The 25,093-nt window shown below is 63.4% G+C and carries 20 protein-coding genes; 15 read left to right on the top strand and 5 right to left on the bottom strand.

Going from position 1 to position 25,093, the window contains the following annotated elements:
• Together B2S33_RS16640 and B2S33_RS16635 are read left to right on the top strand one after the other, a co-directional pair.
• Window positions 1–1,284, top strand: a complete 1,284-nt coding sequence (locus tag B2S33_RS16640; RefSeq protein WP_288650688.1) for a HAMP domain-containing sensor histidine kinase — start codon at window positions 1–3, stop codon at window positions 1,282–1,284.
• Window positions 1,281–1,919: a response regulator gene (locus B2S33_RS16635; RefSeq protein WP_059183104.1), complete on the top strand. Its 639-nt coding sequence runs from the start codon at window positions 1,281–1,283 to the stop codon at window positions 1,917–1,919. The genes B2S33_RS16640 and B2S33_RS16635 overlap by 4 nt, the downstream gene beginning before the upstream one ends.
• Before the next feature lie 14 nt (window positions 1,920–1,933).
• Here the strand turns inward: B2S33_RS16635 and B2S33_RS16630 are convergent, their stop codons facing one another.
• Together B2S33_RS16630 and exaA are read right to left on the bottom strand one after the other, a co-directional pair.
• A complete protein-coding gene (locus tag B2S33_RS16630; protein WP_027914776.1) occupies window positions 1,934–2,593 on the bottom strand; it encodes a pentapeptide repeat-containing protein in 660 nt (219 codons plus the stop codon).
• A 62-nt stretch (window positions 2,594–2,655) separates the two neighbouring features.
• Window positions 2,656–4,551, bottom strand: coding sequence for a quinoprotein ethanol dehydrogenase (gene exaA / locus B2S33_RS16625; RefSeq protein ID WP_027914777.1), 1,896 nt, complete (start codon window positions 4,549–4,551; stop codon window positions 2,656–2,658).
• Between the two features lie 251 nt (window positions 4,552–4,802).
• On the opposite strand from exaA, the gene pedF reads away from it, so the two are divergent.
• The 11 genes from pedF (at window position 4,803) to B2S33_RS16570 (ending at window position 15,326) form a co-directional block, all read left to right on the top strand.
• Window positions 4,803–5,264: a cytochrome c-550 PedF gene (pedF, locus tag B2S33_RS16620; RefSeq protein ID WP_110606774.1), complete on the top strand. Its 462-nt coding sequence runs from the start codon at window positions 4,803–4,805 to the stop codon at window positions 5,262–5,264.
• Window positions 5,261–6,154 carry a substrate-binding periplasmic protein gene (locus tag B2S33_RS16615; RefSeq protein WP_110606773.1) on the top strand — a complete coding sequence of 298 codons (894 nt, stop codon included), beginning with the start codon at window positions 5,261–5,263 and terminating at the stop codon, window positions 6,152–6,154. The genes pedF and B2S33_RS16615 overlap by 4 nt, the downstream gene beginning before the upstream one ends.
• 9 nt (window positions 6,155–6,163) lie before the next feature.
• A complete protein-coding gene (locus B2S33_RS16610) occupies window positions 6,164–6,928 on the top strand; it encodes a quinoprotein dehydrogenase-associated SoxYZ-like carrier (RefSeq protein ID WP_288650686.1) in 765 nt (254 codons plus the stop codon).
• A 39-nt stretch (window positions 6,929–6,967) separates the two neighbouring features.
• On the top strand, window positions 6,968–7,900 hold the full coding sequence (locus tag B2S33_RS16605) for a quinoprotein relay system zinc metallohydrolase 1 (protein ID WP_128610561.1): 933 nt from the start codon (window positions 6,968–6,970) through the stop codon (window positions 7,898–7,900).
• Between the two features lie 142 nt (window positions 7,901–8,042).
• Entirely contained in the window at window positions 8,043–9,833 is a 1,791-nt protein-coding gene (gene pedH, locus B2S33_RS16600) for a PQQ-dependent alcohol dehydrogenase PedH (protein WP_206405261.1), read from the top strand.
• A gap of 118 nt (window positions 9,834–9,951) precedes the next feature.
• Window positions 9,952–11,472, top strand: a complete 1,521-nt coding sequence (locus tag B2S33_RS16595; RefSeq protein WP_027914783.1) for an aldehyde dehydrogenase family protein — start codon at window positions 9,952–9,954, stop codon at window positions 11,470–11,472.
• A gap of 119 nt (window positions 11,473–11,591) precedes the next feature.
• On the top strand, window positions 11,592–11,663 hold the full coding sequence (gene pqqA / locus B2S33_RS16590; protein WP_080672057.1) for a pyrroloquinoline quinone precursor peptide PqqA: 72 nt from the start codon (window positions 11,592–11,594) through the stop codon (window positions 11,661–11,663).
• Between the two features lie 63 nt (window positions 11,664–11,726).
• Window positions 11,727–11,999, top strand: coding sequence for a pyrroloquinoline quinone biosynthesis peptide chaperone PqqD (gene pqqD, locus B2S33_RS16585; RefSeq protein WP_027914784.1), 273 nt, complete (start codon window positions 11,727–11,729; stop codon window positions 11,997–11,999).
• Between the two features lie 89 nt (window positions 12,000–12,088).
• A complete protein-coding gene (gene ercA, locus B2S33_RS16580; RefSeq protein WP_027914785.1) occupies window positions 12,089–13,252 on the top strand; it encodes an alcohol dehydrogenase-like regulatory protein ErcA in 1,164 nt (387 codons plus the stop codon).
• The gene (locus tag B2S33_RS16575; RefSeq protein ID WP_059183103.1) at window positions 13,236–14,963 is read left to right on the top strand and encodes a PAS domain-containing hybrid sensor histidine kinase/response regulator; all 1,728 of its coding nucleotides are present in this window, start codon (window positions 13,236–13,238) and stop codon (window positions 14,961–14,963) included. Before ercA ends, B2S33_RS16575 begins: the two co-directional genes overlap by 17 nt.
• A gap of 222 nt (window positions 14,964–15,185) precedes the next feature.
• A complete protein-coding gene (locus B2S33_RS16570; protein WP_165919249.1) occupies window positions 15,186–15,326 on the top strand; it encodes a hypothetical protein in 141 nt (46 codons plus the stop codon).
• Between the two features lie 39 nt (window positions 15,327–15,365).
• On the opposite strand, the gene B2S33_RS16565 is transcribed toward B2S33_RS16570, so the two are convergent.
• Window positions 15,366–16,223, bottom strand: coding sequence for an SDR family oxidoreductase (locus B2S33_RS16565; RefSeq protein ID WP_027914787.1), 858 nt, complete (start codon window positions 16,221–16,223; stop codon window positions 15,366–15,368).
• Window positions 16,224–16,377: 154 nt separating this feature from the next.
• Complete coding sequence (gene nhaA / locus B2S33_RS16560) at window positions 16,378–17,715, bottom strand: Na+/H+ antiporter NhaA (protein ID WP_027914788.1); 1,338 nt, start codon at window positions 17,713–17,715, stop codon at window positions 16,378–16,380.
• Window positions 17,716–17,949: 234 nt separating this feature from the next.
• On the opposite strand from nhaA, the gene B2S33_RS16555 reads away from it, so the two are divergent.
• Window positions 17,950–22,287, top strand: coding sequence for an NEL-type E3 ubiquitin ligase domain-containing protein (locus B2S33_RS16555; RefSeq protein WP_197874703.1), 4,338 nt, complete (start codon window positions 17,950–17,952; stop codon window positions 22,285–22,287).
• A 51-nt stretch (window positions 22,288–22,338) separates the two neighbouring features.
• Here B2S33_RS16555 and B2S33_RS16550 read toward each other — a convergent pair whose 3' ends face one another.
• Window positions 22,339–24,765 (bottom strand): TonB-dependent siderophore receptor, encoded by a 2,427-nt coding sequence (locus B2S33_RS16550; protein ID WP_288650683.1) that lies wholly within the window; start codon window positions 24,763–24,765, stop codon window positions 22,339–22,341.
• Between the two features lie 143 nt (window positions 24,766–24,908).
• Here B2S33_RS16550 and B2S33_RS16545 point away from each other — a divergent pair.
• A partial coding sequence (locus B2S33_RS16545; protein WP_288650681.1) for a hypothetical protein occupies window positions 24,909–25,093 on the top strand: 185 nt, incomplete at its 3' end.

Genomic DNA, 25,093 nt, shown 5'->3' with positions numbered 1-25,093 from the left:
ATGCATGCTGTCAATCTGTCTGCCCTCTGGCGTATCAACCTGTGGGTCGCTGGCTGTTTCGCGGTGTTGACCCTGGCCTGCGCGGGGGTCGTGCTGCACCAGGCATCAGCCGATGTGAAGCGGGAGTTGCAGTCGGCCGAAGCGGTGATGGCGTACATGGCCCAAGCCGCCAGCCACGACCCGGCGAGCCTGCAACCTGTGCTGACCGAGCACCTGCGCCACGTGCGCGTGCATTGGCTGAACCCTGGCGAGCCTGAAAAAACGGCGGTGCCGTCCGAGGCCGGGCTCGATGGCTGGTTGGGCACGGTGCTGGCAGGCGAGCATTACGACAGCACCCGTATGCTGGTACTCGATGATGGCCGCCGCGTCGCGTTGAGCGTGGACGCACGCGATGAGGTCGATGAAGTCTGGGACTCGCTGCAACAGCTGCTGGCGGTATGTGCTGTCGCGTTGGCCATGAGCCTGCTGTCCATCAGTTGGGCCGTGCAGCGCGGGCTGCGCCTGCTGGCTGCGCTGCTGCGTGCATTGCGCCAGGTGTCGCAAGGGCAGTTGGACGTGCGTCTGCAAGTGACCGGTGGCCCGCAAGCGCGCCAATTGGCCGGGCACTTTAACCAGATGGCCGCGGCGATCGAGCAGGCCCAGGCCGACAACCAGCAACTGACTGGCGCTTTGCTGGCGGTCCAGGAGCAGGAACGCACGCGGCTGGCTCAGGCGCTGCACGACGACCTGGGCCAGTACGTGGCCGGCATCCGCGCCCAGGTGTGTCTGTTGCAATTGTGTGCCCACCAACCTGAGCAGGTGCGACAAACCACCCAGACGCTGGAGCGCAACTGTGCAGGCTTGCAGTTCGGTTTCCGAGCCTTGATACGGGACTTGTACCCGGTTGCGCTGCAGCACCTGCCCATGGCCGAAGCCCTCGACCAGTTGGTGAGCCAATGGAGTGCCAGCCAGGCCATCGAGTGTCATTTGCGGGTCGGGGCCCAGTTGCCGGCGCTGTCATCTACCCAACGCACGCATCTGTACCGGTTGTTGCAGGAAGCGCTGACCAACGTCGCTCGCCATGCCCACGCCCGTCAGGTGCGGATACGCCTGCAACGGGGCGCCAACGGGCTGCGCCTTCTGGTTCGCGACGACGGCTGCGGCGCCAGCCAGCCTGGGCGGCCCGGGGTAGGTTTGCATTCAATGGCCGAGCGCGCCCGCAGCCTGGGCGGTGAACTGCGCATTCTCACCCGTCCCGGTGCCGGGTGGGCACTGGCCCTGACGATTCCCCTGGAGGTGTCATGAATATCGTGCTGGTCGACGACCACGCCGTGGTTCGCCAAGGCTACGCCAGCCTGCTGCGCGCCGTGTTGCCATCGATGCAGGTGCGTGAGGCTGCCAGCGGTGAAGAAGCCCTGGCTCGCGTGCAGGAGCAGGTACCGAATCTGGTGATCATGGACTTCGGCCTGCCCGGCATCAGTGGGCTGGAAACCACCCGACGCCTGCGCCAGCGCCTGCCGCAGTTGCGGGTGCTGTTCTTCAGCATGCATGACGAGCTGCCACTGGTACGCCAGGCGCTGGACGCCGGCGCGGCCGGCTATCTGACCAAGAGCTCGGCCCCGCAGGTTCTGGTCGAGGCCGTACAGCGCGTGCTTGCCGGATACGCGTACATCGAGCAGGGGCTGGCTACCCAACTGGCCTGCAGCTCGACGCATGATGCTTGTGATCCCAGGCTGCAACGCCTGACCCAGCGGGAGCTGGAAATCTTCGTGATGCTGGTTCGCGGCATACCGGCCCGGTCGATCGCCGAGCAGCTGTGTATCAGTGCAAAGACCGTCTCCAATCACCTGACCATGCTCAAGAGCAAACTGCAGGTCGGCTCCCATGCTGAACTGGTGCACGTGGGCATCGACCTGGGTCTGGTACGTGTAGCGGGTTAGCCGAGTGCTCGAAGTCAATGTTCCCAGGTGGCTGGGCAGCCGCTGCAGCCTTGCATGTTGGCGTCCTGGAAGTTGCCGTAGTGAAGGCGCGCGCCTTCCAGCTTGGCTTGTTCGAGGTTGCTCTGCCCAAGCTTGGCTTCCTGGAGGTTGGCATCGTTCAGATGCGCGCCGCGCAAGTCGGTCTTGTTCAGCCAGGCCATTTCCAGGTCGGCAGCCTGCAAGTTGGCCTGCTGCATCCTGGCGCCCGAGAGCCGGGCGAATTGCAGGTAGGCAGCGCTCAGGTCGGCGTTGGTGAACTGGGCGCCTTGGGCAAACAGCCCCCAGCCCTGGATGGCCATCAGCCGTGCACTGCTCAGGTCGGCCAGGCGCAGGTTGCTTTGCTGCAGGCTGGCGCGGGTCAGGTTGGCGCCCTGCAACCGGGCTTTTTCGAGATTGGCCAGGTCCAGCCGGGCGTGGCGCAGGTCGGCATCGCGCAGGTCGGCGCCGGCCAGGTTCATCTTGCGCAGGTCCTGATTGGCCAGCTTGGCGCCCCGCAGGTTGGCGCCGGGGCATTGGCTGGCTTCGGCGATCACGCAGCCGTTGATGCTCAACGGCGTGTCGCCGTCATCGCTATCAGTGGCCAGCGCCAACGCGGGAGTGATGGCCAGCAACAAGGCCAGTGGTAGAAAGGTCATGATCGAGTTCCCTGGACAGACGCAAAAGGGCGGGGCGCAGCCGGAGCGCGCCCCGCTGTCGGTCAACGTTGAGCAGTCGTGGTGTCCCAACTCGGTATCTTGAACACCCAGAAAGAACCGCCCTGGGCCACTGGCTTGGTCAGTTCGGCCATGTCGCCGCCCCACAGCGGCACCGCCCCGCCATAGCCGACAGTGACACCGATGTATTGCTCCCCGTCCTGCTCCCAGGTAATGGGCGGGGAAACGATGCCGCTGCCCGTCTGGAATTTCCAAAGCTCTTTGCCGGTCTTGGCGTCGAAAGCCTTGAAGAAACCGTCACCGGTTCCGGTGAACACCAGGTTGCCCTTGGTCGCCAGCACCCCGGCCCATAGCGGCAGGTGCTCCTTGTGTTCCCACACCAGCTTGCCGGTGGTCGGGTCCATGGCGCGCAGGGTGCCTACGTGGTCGTCGTACATGCGCTTGATGCGAAAGCCCATGCCCAGGTAAGCGGAGCCTTTCTTGTAGTTCACTTCCTCGGTCCAGTATTCCTCTTTCCACTGGTTGCCCGGGATGTAGAAAAGACCGGTGTCCTGGCTGTAGGCCATGGGGTTCCAGTTCTTGCCGCCCAGGAAGGGTGGCGACACTTCCACCGGCTTGCCCTTGGTTTCTCCCGGCAGCGGCTTGGCGGGCCGTTGCCCTGGATTTTCCACGGGACGGCCGGTCTTGAGGTCGATGTGACTGGCCCAGGTGATGTTGTCGACGAAGGGGAAGGCGTTCTGCAGCTTGCCGTCGTTGCGATCGACCACGTAGAAGAAACCGTTGCGGTCGGCATGCCCCGTGGCCTTGATCACCTTGCCTTGCTTGTCCTTGTAGTCGAACAGCACCAGCTCGTTGTTGCCAGAGAAGTCCCAGGCGTCGTTGGGGGTGTGCTGGTAGAACCATTTGACCTCGCCAGTGCTGGGGTCCACGCCCACCTGGCCGGAGGTATAGAGGCTGTCGTAATCGTGCGGGTTGCCGTCCTTGGCGGTGCGTGCCCAGGTGTTCCAGGGGCCTGGGTTGCCGGCACCAACGATGATGGTATTGCTTTGGGCATCGAAGCTTGCACTCTGCCAGGGTGCGCCGCCGCCGTGGCTCCAGGCTTCCACCTTGCCGGTTTCGGTGGTCGGGTCATCCGGCCAGGACGGTGCCTTGACGTTGCCAGTAGGGGTGCTGTCCTTGCCATTGAGGCGGCCCATGTGGCCCTCGACGAAGGGGCGCATCCACACTTCCTCGCCGGTTTCCGGGTCACGGGCGAACAGCTGGCCCACCACGCCGAATTCGTCACCCGAGCTGCCGTGGATCAGCAGCACCTTGCCGCTGGTCTTGTCTTTGACCAGCACAGGCGCCCCGGTCATGGTGTAGCCGGCGCTGTGGTCGCCGAATTTCTTGTTCCACACCACCTTGCCGGTGTGTTTGTTCAGCGCGATGACCCGGGCGTCCAGCGTGCCAAAGTAGACCTTGTCGCCGTAAATGGCAGCGCCACGGTTTACCACGTCGCAGCACGGGCGAATGTTGTCCGGCAGGCGGTGATTGTAGGTCCACAGGCGTTTGCCGGTCTTGGCATCGAGGGCGAATACCCGCGAGTAGGAGCCGGTGACGTACACCACGCCGTCGCTGACAATAGCCTGAGACTCCTGGCCACGTTGCTTTTCGTCACCAAAGGAGTAAGACCAGGCCGGGGTCAGCTTGAACACGTTCTTGTCGTTGACCTGGGCCAGCGGGCTCCAGCGCTGGGCGTTGGTGCCCATGCCGTATTGCAGGACGTCCCCAGTCGTGAGGTGGTCGTTGGCGATGTCTTCCCAGGTCACGTTCTTGCTGGCAGGTGCCGGGCTTGTGGTTGCCGCCGTGGCCACTGTCCCGGTGGCCAGACTTGCGGCCAGCAGCAGGGCCTTCACGCTCAGGGCCAGGGGAGACGGGGCGGGTAGCGATCTTGTTGTCATGGTTGCAATTCCCTGTGGAGTTTGGCCCGCACAGCGTGGTCCGTCCGGACGCTGCGCAACAGGGAGAAAATCCCGCCGAGGCCGGGAAAACTTCCCACCGCCAACCTCTTTTCGCACGTCGTCGCAAGCCCTACTACCAAGGAACGAGCACCCGACCACCAAAGCAGCATACGGCCCCGGCGCCGCGGTTTCTAAGATGGCGGCACGGCCTCTGTGGTTGAGGCCTTGCGTGCAACCGTGAGGGCATAACAATGACAATCAAACGCAACGTCGTGCTGGCTGCCGGCCTGTTGGCCGGTGCCGTGTTGACCGGGTCGGCCTGGGCCCATGGCAACGTGGTGCCGCAGGCGGTGGAGACCCAGGGGCTGACCCCGATCAAGGAGGCCGGCGTGAGCCTGGATGCCGATGGCTGGGCGGCGGTCAACCCTTACCGCGAGTCGCCCGAGCACGACAAGGCGATCGAAATCGGGGCGTCGGCGTACAACCAGAACTGCGCGGCGTGTCATGGTCTTGAAGCCAAGTCCGGCGGCATCGCGCCTGACCTGCGCATGCTCGACGTCGGTGAAGCGGGTGATGAGTGGTTCGTCGAACGTGTGCGTCACGGTGCCGTACGCGATGGCCGCGTATACATGCCCAAGATGGCGGACTACCTGAGCCAGGAAGCGCTCTGGGCAGTGCGCACTTACCTGGACAGCGTGCACGTGGAGGAATGAACGTCGTGCGCCACTGGGCGGCCATGTTCTGCGCCATTGCCGGCCTGCTGCTAGGGGGGGCGGCGGTGCAGGCGCAGGTGCGCAACTACGATTCGATCATCGCCGCAGGCGAGCTCAAGGTGGCGGTCTACAAGGACTTTGCCCCCTATAGTTTCCAGGACCATGGCCAGGCCCGTGGGGTGGACGTGGAGCTGGCGCAGGCGCTGGCCGACGGGTTGGGCGTACGCCTGCAACTGATCTGGGCACCGCCTGGCGAGAAGCTCGACGACGACCTGCGCGATTACATCTGGCGAGCAAGCCCGCTGCGTCACCAGCAGCTGGCCGATGTGATGATGCGCGTGCCCTACGACCAGGCCTATACCCAGAAGCGCAACGAATTGGGCGAGCTGGAAAACGGCCAGGTGGTGATGTTCGGCCCTTACCAGCAGGAGCGCTGGCAGGTGGCGTTCGATCGCAGGCGCCTGCCTGCGGTCAGTAGTATCGCGGCGCTAGAGGGTCACCCGGTCGGGGTCGAGGTGGACAGCGTGCCTTCGTTCTACCTGACATCGGTGTTCGACGGGCTACTGCGTGCCAGCGCGCGCCACTACCCCAGCGTGCAGCGAGCGTTCGCGGCCATGGGCAAGGGCGAGGTGGATGCGGTGATGGCCATGCGCGGTGAAGTGGATTGGCAACTGCACCAGGCCCGCGATCGGCACCTGCAGGTGGCTGAAAACGCCTACCCCAGCCTGGGCAAGCAGGTTTGGGACATCGGAATGGCGGTGCACGAAAGCAACCGGCAGCTGGCCTATGCCCTGGAAGAAACCCTGGAAACGATGATCCGCGAGGGGCGCATGCAGGCGCTCTACGCGCACTACGGGCTGCGCTACGAAGTCCCGGAGATGTACCAATAGGAGCGGACGATGAACTGGCGAGCGGGATTGGGGCTGGTGTGCATCCTGAGCGGGTCGGCTCATGGGCTGGGCGGTACACCTGCCAGCAATGCCGACCCTGTCCCTTCGGTGATGTGGGCGTTCTACCACAAGCAGATCTTGAACCAGGCGCCGTTCGTCTTCGATGATCGGGTCAAGGTGCTGGCGCCGCCTTTTGCCGAGGATGCTCGCCAGGTCCCGCTGGAGATCGATGCTCGGGCCTTGCCTGACGTGGTGCGGATTCTGGCCTGGGCCGAGCTCAATCCGTTGCCGCGCATCGTCGACTTCGAACCTGGGGAACAGGTCATGCCCTGGTTGTCGGTGCGCATCCGGGTCGAGCAGGCTACGCCGTTACGCGCAGCGGCGCTGACCCGCGACGGCACTTGGCATGTGGGATCGGTCCTGGTCGACGCAGCGGGTGGGGGGTGCACCGCACCCAGCGTGGTGCGCACCCAGCCTGGATGGGAGGAGCACTTGGGTGAAGTGCTCGGGGGGCGCTATCGGCGCCAGGATGGCAGCCGCTTGCGCCTGCAGATCGCTCACCCCATGGACAATGGCCTGGTCAGCGGGATTCCCGAGTTCTTCATCAACCAAGCTGAGTTGCTGGATGAACACGGGCAGCAGATCGCGACCTTGGTGCTTTATCCGGCGGTCAGTGAAAACCCAAGCCTTGGGTTCGATGTACGCGCACCGGGGCCTATCCGCCTGGTGCTTCAGGACAACAGCGGCAATCGGTTCGAAGCCGCCGTGCCTTGAACGTGGCCGGCGTGGTTTCATGCCCATGGGAGGTACCTGATGCGATGGATGATGCTCTTGCTGCTGGGCGTGGGCCTGCCGGCGCTGGCCGACTTCGACTACCGGCTGGCGCCGCGACAGATCGCCCAGGGCACCTGGGTACTTGAAGGCAGTACCGACAATTTCCAGAAGGCCAACGGCGGTAATGTCGTGAACACGGCGTTCATCGTGACCGACGCCGGTGTGGTGGTGATCGATAGTGGGCCGTCCAAGCGCTATGGGGAGGCCATGCGCCAGGCAATCGCCGGGGTCACGGACAAGCCCGTCATCGAAGTCCTGTTGACCCATCACCACCCGGATCATGTGCTGGGCAACCAGGCATTCGCCGAGGTGCCGATCGCTGCGCTGGCCGGTACGACCGAGCTGTTGCGCCAGCAGGGCGATGCCATGGCCGAGAACATGTACCGTCTGGTCGGTGACTGGATGCGAGGCACCGAAGTGGTCTTGCCGACCGAGGTGGTACAACCCGGCAGGCGTGAAGTGGGCGGGCATCGACTGCGCCTGTTGGGCTTGGCAGGGCATACCGGCGCTGACCTGGCCATTTTCGATGAAACGACCGGCGTGCTGTTCGCGGGCGACCTGGTGTTCTACGAGCGTGCCCTGACCACGCCCAACAGCCCGGGGCTGGACGTCTGGCAACGTGACCTGGACACGTTGCAGGCCTTGCCCTGGCAGCAACTGGTACCGGGCCATGGCCCTGTCGCAAGCGATAGCAGGCCCTTTGCCCAGATGCACGATTACCTGCGTTGGCTGGATGGCCTGATGCGCGAAGGCGCCGAGCAGGGCGCCGACATGGTCGAGATGATCCGCAGCCCTGTGCCCGAGCGGTTTGCCGCGATCAGCCTGACGCGCTATGAGCTGATTCGAAGTGTCAGTCACCTGTACCCACGCTATGAAAAGCAGGTGATGCAACGGGTGGATGTGAGGCCCTGATAACGGCCAGGCCCTGTTCCCTTGTACCAAGGAACTAGGGTTTTGCGCATTGCGGTCAATTGCTGGCAGCCAGGGCGGGAACAAGAATTCCCGCCACACCGGGAAAATTTCCCGGCATAACAAAAAGCCAAAGGTAGCTGCCATGACCCGTACTCCATGCCGTCCCGTGTTTGCCTTGAGCCTTGTGTTCAGCGCCTTGCTGCTTGCCGGCGCAGCCCACGCCGGCGTCACCGATGCCGAGATCCTGCAAGACCCCAAGAACCCCCAGCAGATCGTGACCAACGGGCTGGGTGTGCAGGGCCAGCGCTACAGTCCGCTGGACATGCTCAACACCCGCAACGTCAAGGAGTTGCGGCCGGTTTGGGCATTCTCGTTTGGCGGCGAGAAGCAGCGCGGCCAGCAGGCGCAGCCGTTGATCAAGGATGGGGTCATGTACCTCACAGGTTCCTACTCACGGGTATTCGCCGTCGACGCACGCACCGGCAAGAAGCTGTGGCAGTACGATGCCCGCTTGCCCGACGATATCCGCCCTTGCTGCGATGTCATCAACCGAGGGGTTGCGCTGTACGGCAACCTGGTCTTCTTCGGCACCCTGGATGCCAAACTGGTGGCCCTGAACAAGGACACCGGCAAAGTGGTCTGGAGCAAAAAAGTGGCCGACCACAAGGAAGGCTACTCCATCAGCGCGGCGCCCATGATCGTTAACGGCAAGCTCATCACCGGCGTTGCCGGGGGCGAATTCGGGGTGGTGGGCAAGATCCAGGCCTACAATCCGGAGAATGGCGAGTTGCTCTGGATGCGGCCCACGGTCGAGGGCCACATGGGCTATGTCTACAAGGACGGCAAAGCCATCGAGAACGGCATCTCGGGCGGTGAAGCCGGCAAGACCTGGCCGGGCGATCTGTGGAAGACCGGCGGCGCGGCTCCCTGGCTGGGCGGCTACTATGACCCGGAAACCAATCTGATCTTGTTCGGCACCGGTAACCCCGCCCCCTGGAACTCGCACCTGCGTCCCGGCGACAACCTGTATTCGTCCTCGCGCCTGGCACTGAACCCGGACGATGGAACGATCAAGTGGCACTTCCAAAGCACGCCCCACGACGGCTGGGACTTCGACGGCGTCAACGAGCTGATAGCGTTCAACTACAAGGACGGGGGCAAGGAGGTGAAGGCCGCCGCCACGGCTGACCGCAACGGCTTTTTCTACGTGCTAGACCGCACCAACGGCACGTTCATCCGCGGCTTCCCCTTCGTCGACAAGATCACCTGGGCCACGGGCCTGGACAAGGACGGTCGCCCGCTCTACAACGACGCCAGTCGCCCGGGCGCACCGGGCAGCGAGGCCAAGGGCAGCTCGGTGTTCGTCGCGCCGGCCTTCCTGGGCGCCAAGAACTGGATGCCCATGGCCTACAACCGTGACACCGGGCTGTTCTACGTGCCTTCGAACGAATGGGGCATGGACATCTGGAACGAGGGCATCGCCTACAAGAAAGGCGCAGCGTTTCTGGGCGCAGGCTTCACCATCAAGCCCCTGAACGAAGACTACATCGGCGTACTGCGTGCCATCGACCCGGTCAGCGGCAAGGAAGTCTGGCGTCACAAGAACTACGCCCCGCTGTGGGGTGGGGTGCTGACCACCAAGGGCAACCTGGTCTTCACCGGCACCCCCGAGGGGTTCCTCCAGGCCTTCGATGCCAAGACCGGCGAGAAGGTGTGGGAGTTCCAGACAGGCTCCGGTGTCCTTGGCTCACCGGTGACCTGGGAAATGGATGGCGAGCAGTACGTGTCGGTGGTCTCCGGCTGGGGCGGGGCTGTACCGCTGTGGGGCGGGGAGGTGGCCAAGCGGGTCAAGGACTTCAACCAGGGCGGCATGCTCTGGACCTTCAAGCTGCCCAAGCAATTGCAGAGCGCCAGCGCAAACGCGCAGCGCTGAACCCTACTACCAAATGACGAGCGCCCCGCTGCCAACGATGCATTCGCCTGGCAAGCGGGGCTTTTTACCATCGTCGTATCGCCTGTCGCAGGCAGGCATCGACCCGCAGAGGCTCAGCATGATCTACGCACAACCCGGAACCCCAGGCGCCGTCGTGTCCTTCAAGCCACGCTATGGCAACTTCATCAACGGCCAGTTCGTACCGCCAGTGGCGGGGCAATATTTCACCAACAGCTCGCCGGTCAACGGCCAGCCGATCGCCGAATTTCCGCGGTCCACCGCCCAGGATGTGGACAAGGCCCTGGACGCCGCCCACGCCGCGGCCGATGCCTGGGGCAGAACCTCGGTGCAGGACCGCGCGCTGATGCTGCTGCGCATCGCCGATCGCATCGAGCAGAACCTGGAGGTGCTGGCGATCACCGAAACCTGGGACAACGGCAAGGCCGTGCGTGAAACGCTCAATGCCGACGTGCCGCTGGCGGCGGATCATTTCCGCTATTTCGCCGGCTGCATCCGAGCCCAGGAGGGCGGCGCCGCCGAGATCAACGAGGGCACCGTCGCGTACCATTTCCATGAACCGCTGGGTGTGGTGGGGCAGATCATCCCTTGGAACTTCCCTTTGCTGATGGCCGCCTGGAAGCTTGCCCCGGCACTGGCCGCTGGCAACTGCGTGGTGCTCAAGCCCGCCGAGCAGACGCCGCTGTCGATTACCGTGTTTGCCGAACTCATCGCCGACCTGCTGCCCGCTGGCGTGCTCAATATCGTCCAGGGCTTTGGCCGTGAAGCCGGAGAGGCCCTGGCCACCAGCAAGCGCATTGCCAAGATCGCCTTTACAGGTTCCACTCCGGTGGGCGCGCACATCATGAAATGCGCTGCGGACAACATCATCCCCTCGACGGTAGAGCTGGGCGGTAAATCGCCGAACGTGTTCTTCGAGGACATCATGCAGGCCGAGCCCGCCTTCATCGAGAAGGCGGCAGAAGGGCTGGTCCTGGCCTTCTTCAACCAGGGAGAGGTGTGCACCTGCCCGTCGCGGGCGCTGATCCAGGAATCGATCTACGAGCCGTTCATGGCCGAGGTGATGAAGAAGATCGCCAAGATCAGCCGTGGCAACCCGCTCGATACCGACACCATGGTCGGCGCGCAAGCCTCCGAGCAGCAGTACGACAAGATCCTGTCCTACCTGCAGATCGCCCAGGACGAAGGCGCGCAATTGCTGGCCGGCGGCGCTGCCGAGCGCCTGCAGGGCGACCTTGCCAGCGGCTATTACATCCAGCCCACGCTGCTCAAGGGCGACAACAAGATGCGCGTGTTTCAGGAGGAAATCTTCGGGCCCGTGGTGGGTGTGACCACCTTCAAGGACGAAGCCGAGGCGCTGGCCATCGCCAACGACAGTGAATTCGGCCTGGGCGCTGGCGTGTGGACCCGCGATATCAACCGTGCCTACCGCATGGGCCGCGGCATCAAGGCCGGGCGCGTCTGGACCAACTGCTACCACTTGTACCCGGCGCACGCTGCGTTCGGGGGCTACAAGAAGTCGGGCGTGGGCCGCGAAACCCACAAGATGATGCTCGACCACTACCAGCAGACCAAGAACCTGCTGGTGAGTTATGACATCAATCCACTGGGCTTCTTCTAAGGCTCAGGCACCCTCGTCCATGGGCGCCGTGAGTTCGTTCCAAAGTAGCATTTGGCCCCGCGGCTGCCCGTGCATTAATGGCTGTACCGGAATCGTCCGGCCCAAGAAGAGGACACGCCATGTGGACCAAACCCACCTTCACCGACTTGCGCATTGGCTTTGAAGTGACGATGTACTTCGCTAACCGTTGATCCGCACGCCGGCCACCCTCGCGGTGGCCGGCGTCTTTCTACCCGCCAGGAACATGTTGAGCCGTGGAGCCGATCAGCCGTCAGCAGGCCTTGCAAGTGCACCGGCGGGCACGCTTGCGCTGGGAGCCGAGTACCGGCATGCATGTGCTCCAATGCCCGGGCATGGTCATCGAACTGACCGGCAGTGCCGGTTGGGTGCTGGAACTGCTGGACGGGCAGCGCAGCGTGGCCGTTGTGATCGAGCACTTGCGTCAGCGCTATGGGGACGTGCGAGGCCTTGAGGAGGATGTGCTGGGCTTTCTCGAGCTCGCCAGGGTCAGGGCCTGGGTCGAGTGAGCGACGATGCCACCTAGGTCTGGTTGCTTTCGTGGATGGATGCATTACGCTGGCACTCACCTTCCAGAACAATAAGATCAGGCTTGCCCATGAGCCAGAGTTTCAGCCCGCTACGCAAATTCGTTTCGCCTGAAATCATCTTCGGTGCCGGCTGCCGGCATAACGTGGCCAACTACGCCAAGACCTTCGGGGCCCGCAAGGTGCTGGTGGTCAGCGACCCCGGGGTGATCGCTGCCGGGTGGGTGGCCGACGTCGAGGCCAGCCTGCAAGCCCAGGGCATCGACTATTGCCTCTACAGCGCAGTGTCGCCCAACCCCCGGGTTGAGGAGGTGATGCTCGGCGCCGAGATCTACCGGCAAAACCATTGCGATGTCATCGTCGCAGTCGGCGGGGGCAGCCCGATGGACTGCGGCAAGGCCATCGGCATCGTGGTGGCGCACGGACGCAGCATCCTCGAATTCGAGGGTGTGGACATGATCCGCGTGCCCAGCCCCCCGCTGATCCTGATCCCGACCACGGCCGGCACCTCGGCGGATGTGTCGCAGTTCGTGATCATCTCCAACCAACAGGAGCGCATGAAGTTCTCCATCGTCAGCAAGGCGGTGGTGCCCGACGTGTCGTTGATCGATCCGCAGACCACCCTGAGCATGGACCCGTTTCTGTCGGCCTGTACCGGGATCGATGCCCTGGTGCATGCGATCGAGGCGTTCGTCTCCACCGGCCACGGCCCCTTGACCGACCCCCATGCCCTTGAAGCCATGCGGCTGATCAACGGCAACCTGGTGCAGATGATCGCCAATCCGACCGACATCGGCCTGCGCGAAAAAGTCATGCTGGGCAGCATGCAGGCGGGGCTTGCCTTTTCCAATGCCATCCTCGGCGCCGTGCACGCGATGTCCCACAGCCTGGGCGGCTTCCTGGATCTGCCCCACGGGCTGTGCAACGCGGTGCTGGTCGAGCATGTGGTGGCGTTCAACTACAGCTCGGCGCCAGAGCGTTTCAAGGTGATTGCCGAGGTGATGGGCATCGATTGCCGGGGCCTGAACCACCGGCAGATCTGCGCGCGTCTGGTCGACCACCTGATCGCCTTGAAATACGCCATGGGCTTCCATGAAACACTCGGGCTGCACGGTGTGCGCACCAGCGATATTCCATTCCTGTCGCAGCACGCAATGGACGATCCGTGCATCCTGACCAACCCACGTGCCTCCAGTCAGCGAGACGTCGAGGTCGTTTATGGCGAAGCCCTCTGAAGCGCAGCAGCGAGCACTGGCCGGGCTGCTCGGGCTGGGCGACCAGTCCGCGCGCAAGAGTCATTACCCGGAGCTGGCCGCGCGGCTGGAGGAACTGGAAGCTGAGCGCAACCGCTACAAGTGGTTGTTCGAAAATGCCGTTCACGGCATCTTCCAGGCCAGCCTGCAGGACGGCATGCGTGCTGCCAACCCGGCCCTGGCGCGGATGCTGGGCTACGACGACCCTCAGGCCGTACTGTTCTCGTTGACCGACCTTGGCGCCAACCTCTTCGTCGGGGGTGCTCAGGAACTGCACGCCATCACCACGACCTTGGCGCGCGAGCATAGCCTGCACGGTTACGAAACCCGCCTGCGGCGCCGTGATGGCAGCCACATCGACGTGCTCATGAACCTGTTGCGCAAACCCGGGCATGAGGGCTTGGTGGAAGGGTTCGTGGCCGATATTACCGAGCGCAAGCTGGCGCAGCAGCACTTGCAGCAACTCAACGATGAGCTTGAGCAGCGGGTGGCCGACCGGACCGACCAACTGCTCGAAGCCAATCGCAACCTGCACCAGCAGATCACCGAACGCAAGCAGATCGCCCGGGCCCTGCGCGACGCCCGGGACGCCGCACAACTGGCCAATCGCAGCAAAGACAAGTACCTGGCGGCGGCCAGCCATGACCTGCTGCAGCCGCTCAATGCCGCCCGCTTGCTGATCTCGACCCTGCGCGAGCGGCCGCTTGCGCAGGCCGAACAACTGCTGGTGGAGCGCACTCACCAGGCCTTGGAAGGGGCCGAAGACCTGCTGACCGACCTGCTGGACATCTCGCGACTTGATCAGGCCGCCGTGAAGCCGGACATGGGCGTGTACCACCTGAGCACCGTGTTCGCGCCGCTGGTGTCGGAGTTCGAGTCAGTGGCCGACGCCGCAGGGCTCAAGCTCAGGGCGCGCATTCCCGACGTTGCCGTGGGCACCGATCTGCGGCTGATGACCCGTATCCTGCGCAATTTTCTCAGCAATGCCTGCCGCTACACGTCAACGGGCGGCGTGCTGTTGGCGGCGCAGCGGCGTGGCCATTACCTGGCGCTGCAGGTATGGGATACCGGGCGCGGTATCCCGGAAGATCGCCTGGAGTCGATCTTCCTCGAGTTCAACCAGTTGGATGTGGGCCGTGCAGCCGAGCGCAAGGGGGTTGGCCTGGGCCTGGCGATCGTCGAGCGCATCGCCAAGATACTCGAGCATCCGGTACGGGTGCGGTCGCGGCCCGGACGAGGGTCGGTGTTCACGATTGAGGTGCCAATGGCAAGCTGCCTGCCGGCTGCTACCCCAGTGGTCCTCCTGCAGCCGAGCATGGGGGACCCACTGCCGGGGCGGCGGCTGCTGGTGCTGGATAACGAGTCGAGTATCTTGCACAGCATGGGCGCCTTGTTGAGCCAATGGGGGTGCGAGGTCGTCACGGCTTTGGATCAGCACGCGGCCTGTATCGCGCTGCAGGGTCGGCCGCCAGAATTGATTTTGGCCGACTATCACCTGGATCATGGCGTTTTGGGGTGCGACGTGGTTGAGCGGTTGCGTGAGCAATTCGGGTGCACGATCCCTGCGGTCATCATTACCGCCGACCGCAGCGACGAAGGCAGGCGGGCGTTCCAGGCGCTGGGCATGCCGGTACTGAACAAGCCGGTAAAACCCGGGAAACTGCGCGCGGTGCTCAGTCAACTGCTGACCTGACCGACAATCGGACAGCGTATTTCACGGAATTTAAGCGTTGGCACGGATATCTCATGGAAGTTGGCCATGCCCGGGTCGGGTGGGTCATGCGACCACGCGTTGGTGAACAAGAACAACAAGGGGGCTTACATGAGCTGTCTGATATGCGCAGGACAAGCAGAGTCCGTCGAATGTGCCGGCGGGTGGGAGCAGCGCCAGTGCGCCCAGTGTGGGTGTTACCGAATGTCCCAGGCATTGATTCTGACGATGATGGAAGAAGGCCAGATATTCGACACTGCTCGCATGCGCCAGTGGCTCATGGTGAGCAGGGACAGCATGCCGGTGCCTTGCATTGACCACGCTCAGGCGATTCTGATGCCGTGAGGTGGTGGAGGGCTCTGCGGGTGCAGAGCCCTGCGTCAGTCAGAGAATGGGCTTGCCGCCTGTCACTGCATAGCGCGAGCCGCTGATGTAGCTCGCTTCGTCCGAACCCAGCAGCACGTAGATCGGGGCTACTTCCACCGGTTGGCCCGGGCGGCCCATGGGGTAGCTGGAGCCGAAATTCTTGACTGCTTCGTCGGGCATGGTCGCGGGGATCAACGGCGTCCAGATCGGGCCTGGCGCTACGCTGTTGACGCGTACCCCTTTTTTGGCCAGCAGTTGCGCAAGCCCTGCGGAGAAGTTGGCGATGGCGCCTTTGGTCGCCGCATAGGCCAACAGCGAGGAAGACGGATCATCGGAGTTGACCGAGCTTGTGTTGATGATCGAGCTGCCTTTGGGCATGGACGGCAAGGCGGCCTTGCAGATGCGGAAGATCGCCGTGATGTTGGTGTCGAAGGTCTTCACCCATTCGTCGTCTTCGATTTCCTCGAACGTTTCGTGGGCCATCTGGAAGGCGGCGTTGTTGACCAGGATGTCGATGCGGCCGAATTCGGACACGGTTTTTTCCACGATCGCATGGCATTGCTGCTTCTGCGCCAGATCGCCTGGCAGCAGTAGGCACTTGCGCCCGGCTGCCTCGACCCAGCGCGCGGTCTCCTTGGCGTCTTCGTGTTCGTCCAGGTAGGAGATAGCGACATCGGCGCCTTCACGGGCATAGGCGATGGCCACTGCGCGGCCAATGCCGCTGTCGCCGCCAGTAATCAGCGCTTTCTTGCCCTCGAGCCGGCCATGGCCGACGTAGGTCTGCTCGCCGCAGTCCGGTACCGGGTCCATTTTCGGCTGGGAGCCGGGCACTGTCTGGGGTTGGGAGGGGAAGGGCGGGGTAGGGTAGTCGCGCATGGTAAAAGCTCCTGCAGTTGAGAATGCTCGTACCTGTTCGAAAGGTCCCGTTGCCCTGGGTTGACTCGGATCGATGATTGGGACGACGAGCGGCTCTTGGCAAGCCTTAAGCGTGTTTCCCCATGCGCGTGAGCATGGGGAAACAGCGTCGGCGCTACCTGTGTTTACCGCGCACGCGCCACGCGCCCCATGCCAGGCCCAGCGTGGCCGCAACCACCGAGCCTGCCAGCACGCCCAACTTGGCCGCACCCAGCGCCGCTGGGCTGGCGAACGCCAGGTTGGCGATGAAGATGGACATGGTGAAGCCAATGCCGGCCAGCAGCCCGATCAAGGTGATGCCGCTCCAGTTGACCCCTGGCGGCAGCGAGCACACGCCCAGGCGCACCATCAGCCAGCTGATGCCGACGATGCCCACTGGTTTGCCGATGACCAGCGCCGCCATCACCGACTCCATCACCCAGCGCGGCGTCTCGCTGTCCAGGTTGACGCCCGACAGGCTCACCCCGGCATTCGCCAAGGCAAACAGCGGCATGATCCCGAATGCCACCCAAGGGTGCAGCGCGCTTTGCACACGCACCACCGGCGGCAGCACTTCACGTTGGGCCACGCGCAGCTGCTTGAGGGGCGTCAGCAGTTCGCTTGCGTCTTGGGCCGCGGCTTTGGCGCGGCCGACTACCTCATCGCTCAGGCGCGACACGGCTTCTACGGGGCGCTCCCACATGGGTCGGCTGGTGACAGGGGTCATCAGGCCGAGTACGACGCCTGCCAGGGTAGGGTGGGCGCCGGTCATCAGCACACCCACCCATGTGATCGCGCCTGGGATGACGTAGGCGAAGGCCGAGCCGACGCCAATGCGCTGCATGAGCAGGACCAGCAGCACGCCCACTGCCGCGACAGCGAAGCCTAGGTAGTCCAGGCCACCGGAATAGAACACGGCGATGATCAGCACGGCGATGATGTCGTCGATGATCGCCAGGGCCAGCAGAAAGACGCGAATATTCGACGGGATCGACTTGCCCAGCAACGCCAATACGCCGACCGCAAAGGCGATATCGGTGGCTGTCGGCACGGCCCAGCCTTGCTGTTCGCTGGGCGCATGGCCGAAGCCCAGGTAGACCATGGCAGGCACGGCGACGCCGCCCATGGCTGCCACCATGGGCAAGGACGCCTGGCGCAGGCTGGAAAGGGCGCCTTCATGAATCTCGCGGCGAATCTCCATGCCGACCACGAGGAAGAAGATCGTCATCAGGCCGTCGTTGATCCAGAAATGCAGGGACTGGGAATAGACCAGCGAGCCGATGCCCAGCGTGATTGGCGTATGCCAGAGGGCGTCGTAACTGGCGGCGGCCGGGGAGTTGGCCCAGATCAGGGCGGCGATGGCGGCGATCAGCAGTACCACACCACTGACGGCTTCGATGTGCAGGAAACGTTCGAGGCTGGCCAGCGCGCGCTCGGCCAGTTGCTGTGCTTTGGGGACTATCGTGTTTTGCATAGGCGCAATAACTCCCGCATGGCGGCCCGACCTGCGTAGCTTGTTTAACCTGCTTCACTGCCCCAAGCAGCTAGCACCCGGGCGCGATTGTAGCGCAACTGGCCACGTGTGGGGAGACTGAGGTCGGTGACGCCGGGCTAAGCACCGCGCTGCATGTGGGTGGCGTTAGACAACTACCTCAAAGACAGGTCTCGAAGCTGGCTGAGTGACGCTTTTGCGACTCACAGGTGCTTCATGACAAACTCGCCGTTCTCCGATGATTCCGTGGATGCATTCATCGCCGACCGACTGCCGCCCTGGTTGACTGATGCCACGGTCGAGCAGCTCCAAGTCCTGCATCAGGCGCTGCTTGACCAGCAACGGGCGCGTGAGCAGGTTCAGGCCGTTTTCGCCCAAGTGCAGCCTCTGGACGACTTCGCCAGCACATTACTTGAGGCGGCATTGCAAAGGCTCTTGCACCGGCCGGTGGACGTCCGAGCTGCCAGGCTTCATCGCGTGGTGCATGTACGTTACCCGTCCGGTGTAACCGCCATTCCTGATCGCGTGGTTCCCAAGACGCTGGAGCAACCCTTGCTGGCCTGTGCGTTGCACAATTTTGATCGGCGAGAGACCGCCGAGGTAGCCTGGTTGCCACAGTCGAACGTGCTGGATGCGGATGGGACGGTGCTCCCCTTGCGTCCGCGGGCTTTCGCGGGGGTCTGTCGGTCCTTGGACCTGGGCGCTGCTTACCAGCAGCACCTCAAGCAGGTGCTGTTTGCCGACGACAAGCGCCGACGCGGAGTCAACGCGGACCTTGAAGAGGGGTGGCGCCGCAGCCTACTGGCCGCTGTAGAGCTCGCGCGGCTACAGGGCGTCGTGAAGGGTGCGGAGCTTGATCGCCTGGTCAGTGCTGTAGCCGGCGCTGTCGAGCCACTGCCAGGCGCGTTCAGCGAAATTCGGCTGTTTGGCCGAGTGGTGACCGGTGTTACGGTGTTCGAACCTGCGTCTGAGCACGGCTCATCCGCGCCACAGAATCTGATCGTGTGGATACCTGACGATCCCCATGGCGCCATTGGCGCTTACCCTTCGTGGTCGCAGTTGTTTCGCAGCCTTGGCACGCGTTTGCGCGACCCTGCGTACCGGCAGTTCTTCCAGCGCTTCATCAAGGAGCATGATCGCCTGCATTTCAGCCAGCGCTTCCAGCATGCGCTGGGCAGCGCAGCGGCTGAGGACCCCATCGAACTGGACGGTCGCCACCAAGTCATCCACGGTGCACTGATCGCGCACCTGCGCAGCGTCCAGGTCGACACCCTGCTCGAGGACGCGCAGTCCCTGGCTGTGCCCAGCACGGCGGTGGACAGTCAAGCGCGCGACCGGCGTAACCACTTACTCAAGGGTCTCGGGCTGGACCTGCTGGGCTTGGCCAGTTTCTTCGTACCCGAGCTCGGGTTGCCCTTGCTCGCACTGGCGGCGCGCCAGGTTACCGATGACGTGATCGATGGCTACCACGAGTGGGCGCTTGGCGATCGAGAGGCAGCGCTCGGTCATCTGATGTCGGTGGCGCAAAACGTCGTCATGATTGGGGTAGGCGCCGCTGTCGGTGCAGCCACGGGCCGGATGCTGGCGCGAGAGGGCGTCATCGATGAACTGGCACCTGTGCTGACGCCTGCGGGCGAGCAGCGCCTGGCCCGGGTCGACCTGCCAGGTTATGCGGTTCCCGACTCGCACCTGATGGCCGGGCAGCGGGGTTTGCTCAATGGGCGTTTACACGTGGCCGTAGAGGGCAGTGCCTACAGGTTGGGGCCTAGTGAGTATCGCGCGACGATTGAGCATCCGCAGCGTGTCCAAGCCCCTGCAGTTAGCCTGGAAGACAATGAGGCGGGCGGGATGCGCCATGCACTGGAGCGCCCTCAGGAGTGGTCCGACGTCGGCATGCTGGTGGCGCGTCTGGGCTCGAACCTGAGTTCGGTTAGTCCAGCAGCGGTGCGCGCGGTGCTGCGCAGTGTAGGGCTGGACGAAGCCGCGTTGCGTCGCTTGCATCTTGAAAACGCACCTGCACCTGCGCGGTTGTGTGATGCCGTGCACAGATACGAGCTGCATCGAGCGTTCCCCCGCCTGCGTGGACAAGCCTTCGAAGCGCATTGGCATGAGGCACAGGAAGTGCCCGCGCTGGCGGCCGAGCCGCTGCACCGCGATTTTCCAGCACTTTCCACGCGCGCTGGCCGGGAGTTGCTCACGGCCGCGGGCGATACCGAGCTCAGGCAGTTGCTGGAGCAACGCAAAGTGCCGCTTGCGCTGGCCGAGCGGGCACGATGGGCGTTGCATGACGCACGCCTGGATCGTGCGTGTGCTGGTTTCGAGCAGGCCAACGCCGTTAACAGGGATACCGAGCGGTTGGCTTTGGCATTGCTGTACCGCGACTGGCCTTGGGCTGCGGCAGTCAAGATAGAAGTGCACGAGGCGCAATTCGGGGGCGACATGCGAGCCAGCGTAGGCGCTGACACGGCACCCGAGACCCGCTGCCTGATTCATAAGGCACAGGGGTACCTGATAACCGATCATGCAGGACGTCCCCTGCACGGTGCTGTGGCCAGTGATGATTTTTTCCAGGCATTGCTGCGCACCCTTGACCCCGAGCAGCGCGTTGCCATGGGGGCGGCCTCGGGGGCCCCGGCCGATCTTGCCAGCGCGCTGGCAGACCGTGCTTTTGCTGACCGGACACAGGCTGCGCGGCTCTTGGGCATGGTGCCGGTGGGCAAGCCAAGGCCTGCGATGCGCCTTGGCGATGGACGTATCGGCTATAGGCTGAGTGGCCGTCCGGAAGGGTCGCGGCAAGCCATGCTTCGCGGCTACCAGCAGATCTTCCCGACGCTGAACGAGATGGAAATCGAAGTGTATCTAGAGCGGGTGCGGTTGCAGGGCGAGCAACCGTGGGATCACCTGCGCCAATTGCAGCAGTGCCTTGTCGATCTGGGTGAAAACCTGGCAGCCTGGCGCCGAGAAGCAACCACTGCGCCTTTGCCTGAGCGCCGTCGACAGATTGCTCGTCGCATCCGCCAATGCTGGCGGCGTAAGCGACCCGATGCCGATGGCGAGTACCGCCTGGTCATCGACAGCGAGCGCATCGAAAGTCTTCCGCTGTTGCCTGAGCAAGCGTCGTTCGATCATGTCACCCACCTGACAATTCGCCGCGCCTACTTGTCGAGCGTCACCGAGGGGTTTCTCCAGCGATTCCCCAATGTACGCACCCTGGACTTGAGCCACAACTTGCTAAGCAGTGTTCCAGAAGGCTTGCAGGCACTGACCCAGCTCACCGAGCTGCGCCTGACGCGCAACCAGATCGTGATCGACGACGCAGGCCTGGCCAGGCTCAGTGCATTGACCAGGTTGCGCATCCTTGACCTGTCGCATAACCCTATCGATCGGCTGCCACCGCTGGGACGGTTGCTGGATCTACAACGGCTGCACTTGCGTGGCACGGGCTTGAACGAGTTGCCGATAGAGGTATACATGCACCCCGCGTTGGAAGACATCGACCTTCGCGACAACCATATCGCGGGCATGAGCCCGACCCTTGCTCACTCCCACCGGCGTCTGGCTGGGCTAAGCCTGCACGATAACCCTGTGCCCGAACCCACGCAGACCGCGCTACGCAGCACTCTGGGCGAAGGCGGGGCAACGGCCTTGCCTGTGCGCCGTCATGGCCCTGGCGGGCAAGAATCCCTTGAGCGCTGGTTGGCGGACTCCAGCCCTGAGGAGCGTGGGATTCGCTCCGAGCATTGGGCGGCGCTGACCGACGAGCCTGGCAGCGATGACCTGATGCGGTTCTTCAACGACCTTGGGCGCTCGAACGACTATGACTTTCAAGGCATCGATCTGCGCAGGCGTATCTGGGCGTTGATCGAGGTGTGTGTCGAGCATTCGCAGGTCCGTGAAGCTGTCTTCCAGCAGGCAGCGGGCCCGCGCACCTGTGCTGATCAGATGCTGCTGATGCTTAGCCTGTTCGAGGTGCGTGCCCTGGTCGCGACCCGCACCGCAGGGCTTGCCGCCGCAGACACGGCGCCTGCTCTCGTGCGCATTGGCCGCGAGCTGTATCGCCTGGACGAGGTGGATCGCGTCGCAGCCCAGCATATTGCCAGCGAGCGGGCCAGCAACCCCTACGGCCTGATCGATGAAGTGGAGATACACCTGGCATATCGGGCAGGTTTGGTCCGGCCGTTGGGACTGCCGGCTCAATCACGCTACATGTATCACCGGGTATTTTCCGACGTCGACGATGTGCGTCTGCGTGAAGCCGCACGCAGTATTCTGCTGACTGAAAGCAACGCGCGGATTGCCGATTCGCTACTGCAGCGCACGTTTTGGATGGATTTTGTGCGCACTTCGTATGCAAACGAATACGAGACATTGAACCAGCCCTACCACGTCCAGCTCGAGGCACTTTTGCAGGGCCAGGAAGGTATGACCGAGCAGCAGATCATCGAGGCCGTGGGTAACCTTGCCGATGAGCGCAGCGCGGCCGAGCGCCAGCTGACCCTGTCATTGACCTTGCGGCTGCTGCTGGAGCATCCCTGGGAGGGAGAACTGGCGTAACTACCGGGCCCGTCATTGATGGGCCCGCTTATCCGTCGGCGGGTGTGGGCCTCAGAAGTTGTAGCGCAGCGTTGTCATGACGTTGCGTGGTGCGCCGTAGATGCCACCCGCCGTGGTCGTCAGGTAGTGCCTGTCGAACAGGTTACTGACGTTCACACTGGCTGAAAGCTGTGGAGTGACCTGGTAGCGAGTCATCAGGTTGACCAGCGCATAACTGCTCTGGGTGGTGGCGTAGCTCAAGGCGTAGCCCGTTTCACTTTGCCAGTTGACCCCGCCGCCGACAGTCCATTTATCCAGCTCACCCGGCAGGCGGTAAGTGGTGAACAGCTTCACGCTGTTGCGCGGAATCTCGGTGACGATGCGCTCGTCGTTGGTATCGAAGCTGACGTTATAGGAATAGCCCGCCATGACCTGCCAGCCTTCAGCCAGCTCACCGTTGACCTCAAGCTCCACACCTTCGCTCGTGGTGCCGCTCTCGGCGCGATACGCCTGAAACCCGTTGGGCTGGAGCAGGCGCCCATCGGCGATTGCCAGGTTGTCCTGCTCTACTCGGAACAGGGCCAGGCTCGCGGTCAGGCGTTCGTCGAGCAGGTCGGCTTTCAATCCTACTTCGTAGCCTGTGCCTTCCTGTGGGTCGAGGGGCGAGCCCTTGACGTCGCGGATCTGGTTACCTTGCGGGTTGAAGATTTGGGTATAGCTGGCGTAGGCAGCCCAAGTATCGTTCAGGTCATAGACCAGCCCAGCATAGGGGATGACCACACCATTTTCGGTGCGCTCGGTGCGTTGACGCGAGCCATTATAGAGCGCGCTCTTGTTCACCCTGTTCCAGTCGACCACGCGCGCCCCGAGGATCAGCCTGGCGGCGTCGCTCAGGTGCAGCCGCGAGGTCAAGTAGCCGGCGTACTGGGTTTCGGTCATGTCGGTGGTACCGATTTGGGTGAACACTGGCTTGGGGGACGACCCGTTCCAGTTGAAGATGTTGTCGATGGTGTCGTCGTAGCCTGTTCGAGCGCTCTGCCAGCCGCCGAAGTTGGAGGTGCCTCTTTCCTCGGTCCGCGACAGGGTCACGCCGCCGATCAATTCGTGCTCGCGCCCCAGGGCGTCGAAGGTGCCGGTGAGATAGGCGTCCAGGCTGTCCTGGATGGGCGCTGCCTTCCAGCGTGTCGGGTTGATCGTTGCACCGGCACCGGTTGCTGGGTCGATTTCGCCATCGACGTAGGCGATCACGGTGTCGTAGTCGTTGCGCGCGTGGGTGTACTCCACCTTGCCGCTCCACCCGTTGGCGAACTGATGTTCAAGCGAGGTGAAGAGGGTACTTTGCTGCCGATCATAGTAGCTCCAGTTTGGCGCGGTATTGAACGAGCGGGAGAAATGTGTGCGTGCCCCGTCCGTGGTGAACAGCGGGAAGCCGGTGCGAATGGGGGCGGTACTGTGGGTGACCTGATGGCTGAGGCCCAACGTCAGCAGGGTCGTGTCGCTCAGGTCCAGTTCGGTGATGCCATATAGGGTCGAGATTGCTTGGCTAAAGCGGTCGATCCAGGCGTGCTGGTCCTTGTGATCGGCCACCAGGCGGCCGCGCAGCCTGCCGCTTTCATCGAGCGCGCCGCTCACATCAACACCCAGGCCATAGCGATCCCAGCTACCAGCCTCGGCGCTCAGTTGCACGTGAGGATCAACGGTGGGGCGTTTGCGAATCAGGTTGATGGTGGCCGATGGGTTGCCCATGCCACTGATCAGGCCCGTGGCGCCGCGCACGATTTCCACGCGGTCGTACATGGCCGTGTTCTGGGTGTAGTTGTCCATGTTCGCCGACGTGGGGACGCCGTCGATCTCGAAGTTGCGGATGGCAAAGCCCCGTGACAGGTACGCCGTACTGTCGGCGCCCAGACTTTCGCGAATGACGGTGATGCCGGTGGTTGCGTCCAGTGCGTCGGTGAGGGTATCGAGCTTCTGGTCGTCCAGGCGCTGGCGCGTCAGGACCGTGATCGATTGTGGGGTTTGCTTGAGTGACAGGTTCAGGCGCGTGGAGCTGCTGGACGATTCGGTCGTGTAGGCGCCTGAACCTTCGGTGAGTGCGCCGGGGGCCTTGCCGGAAATGCTCAGGGCGGTCAGTTCCATCGCCCCGCTGTTGCTCGGGGCGGGGGGGAGCACTAGGTAGCCACCATTGGTGTCGCGACTGAGGCGCAGGCCAGTGCCTTGCAACAGGTGATTAAGCCCCTCCCATGCGCCGTAGCGTCCTTGCAGGCCGCTCGAGCGCAGGTCGGCGAGGGCGTTACGATCGAACGACACCGAAAGGGCGGCGCGCTGGGCGTATGCGTTCAGTACGCTGTCGAGGGGGCCTGGGGCGATATCGTGGCTGATGGTCTTTACCTGATCAGCTGCCAGGGCGGGTAGGTGGTCAAGCGGTGAGAGGGCAACGGCTAGCAAGGTTAGGCGCAATATCTGGGTACGTGAAAGTGATTGGGTGCGAAGTGTCATGGCGTGTCCGTTCGTCCTAGGCGTGATCGCGGGTTATTCCGCCGCTTTTTTATATGAACGAACGAGCACGATGATTCACCAGGGTTGTTGGGGATGAGCCTTGGCTAGGGTGATATTCTATGGCCCTACAAGACTAATTTCAGTTGCAATACATCTTGCAGGGCGCGCGGCTTGCAGTTGCAGTTGCAGTTGCAGTTGCAGTTGCAGTTGCAGTTGCAGTTGCAGTTGCAGTTGCAGTTGCAGTTGCTCTTGCTCTTGCTCTTGCTCTTGCTCTTGCTCTTGCTCTTGCTTCTAAGCGCGCGGTAGTTCAGGCGCCGCAGATCGCGAC

The sequence above is a fragment of the Pseudomonas sp. UBA5568 genome (genome assembly GCF_002425525.1).
Taxonomy (GTDB): Bacteria; Pseudomonadota; Gammaproteobacteria; order Pseudomonadales; family Pseudomonadaceae; genus Aquipseudomonas; species Aquipseudomonas fulva.
This window is presented reverse-complemented; position numbering and strand designations above follow the sequence as displayed.

What these genes read in the sequence shown, in the direction of transcription:
- B2S33_RS16640 (WP_288650688.1), top strand. Translation starts at nt 1, where the DNA reads ATGCATGCTGTCAATCTGTCTGCCCTCTGGCGTATCAACCTGTGGGTC.
- B2S33_RS16635 (WP_059183104.1), top strand. Translation starts at nt 1,281, where the DNA reads ATGAATATCGTGCTGGTCGACGACCACGCCGTGGTTCGCCAAGGCTAC.
- B2S33_RS16630 (WP_027914776.1), bottom strand. Translation starts at nt 2,593, where the DNA reads ATGACCTTTCTACCACTGGCCTTGTTGCTGGCCATCACTCCCGCGTTG.
- exaA (WP_027914777.1), bottom strand. Translation starts at nt 4,551, where the DNA reads ATGACAACAAGATCGCTACCCGCCCCGTCTCCCCTGGCCCTGAGCGTG.
- pedF (WP_110606774.1), top strand. Translation starts at nt 4,803, where the DNA reads ATGACAATCAAACGCAACGTCGTGCTGGCTGCCGGCCTGTTGGCCGGT.
- B2S33_RS16615 (WP_110606773.1), top strand. Translation starts at nt 5,261, where the DNA reads ATGAACGTCGTGCGCCACTGGGCGGCCATGTTCTGCGCCATTGCCGGC.
- B2S33_RS16610 (WP_288650686.1), top strand. Translation starts at nt 6,164, where the DNA reads ATGAACTGGCGAGCGGGATTGGGGCTGGTGTGCATCCTGAGCGGGTCG.
- B2S33_RS16605 (WP_128610561.1), top strand. Translation starts at nt 6,968, where the DNA reads ATGCGATGGATGATGCTCTTGCTGCTGGGCGTGGGCCTGCCGGCGCTG.
- pedH (WP_206405261.1), top strand. Translation starts at nt 8,043, where the DNA reads ATGACCCGTACTCCATGCCGTCCCGTGTTTGCCTTGAGCCTTGTGTTC.
- B2S33_RS16595 (WP_027914783.1), top strand. Translation starts at nt 9,952, where the DNA reads ATGATCTACGCACAACCCGGAACCCCAGGCGCCGTCGTGTCCTTCAAG.
- ercA (WP_027914785.1), top strand. Translation starts at nt 12,089, where the DNA reads ATGAGCCAGAGTTTCAGCCCGCTACGCAAATTCGTTTCGCCTGAAATC.
- B2S33_RS16575 (WP_059183103.1), top strand. Translation starts at nt 13,236, where the DNA reads ATGGCGAAGCCCTCTGAAGCGCAGCAGCGAGCACTGGCCGGGCTGCTC.
- B2S33_RS16570 (WP_165919249.1), top strand. Translation starts at nt 15,186, where the DNA reads ATGTCCCAGGCATTGATTCTGACGATGATGGAAGAAGGCCAGATATTC.
- B2S33_RS16565 (WP_027914787.1), bottom strand. Translation starts at nt 16,223, where the DNA reads ATGCGCGACTACCCTACCCCGCCCTTCCCCTCCCAACCCCAGACAGTG.
- nhaA (WP_027914788.1), bottom strand. Translation starts at nt 17,715, where the DNA reads ATGCAAAACACGATAGTCCCCAAAGCACAGCAACTGGCCGAGCGCGCG.
- B2S33_RS16555 (WP_197874703.1), top strand. Translation starts at nt 17,950, where the DNA reads ATGACAAACTCGCCGTTCTCCGATGATTCCGTGGATGCATTCATCGCC.
- B2S33_RS16550 (WP_288650683.1), bottom strand. Translation starts at nt 24,765, where the DNA reads ATGACACTTCGCACCCAATCACTTTCACGTACCCAGATATTGCGCCTA.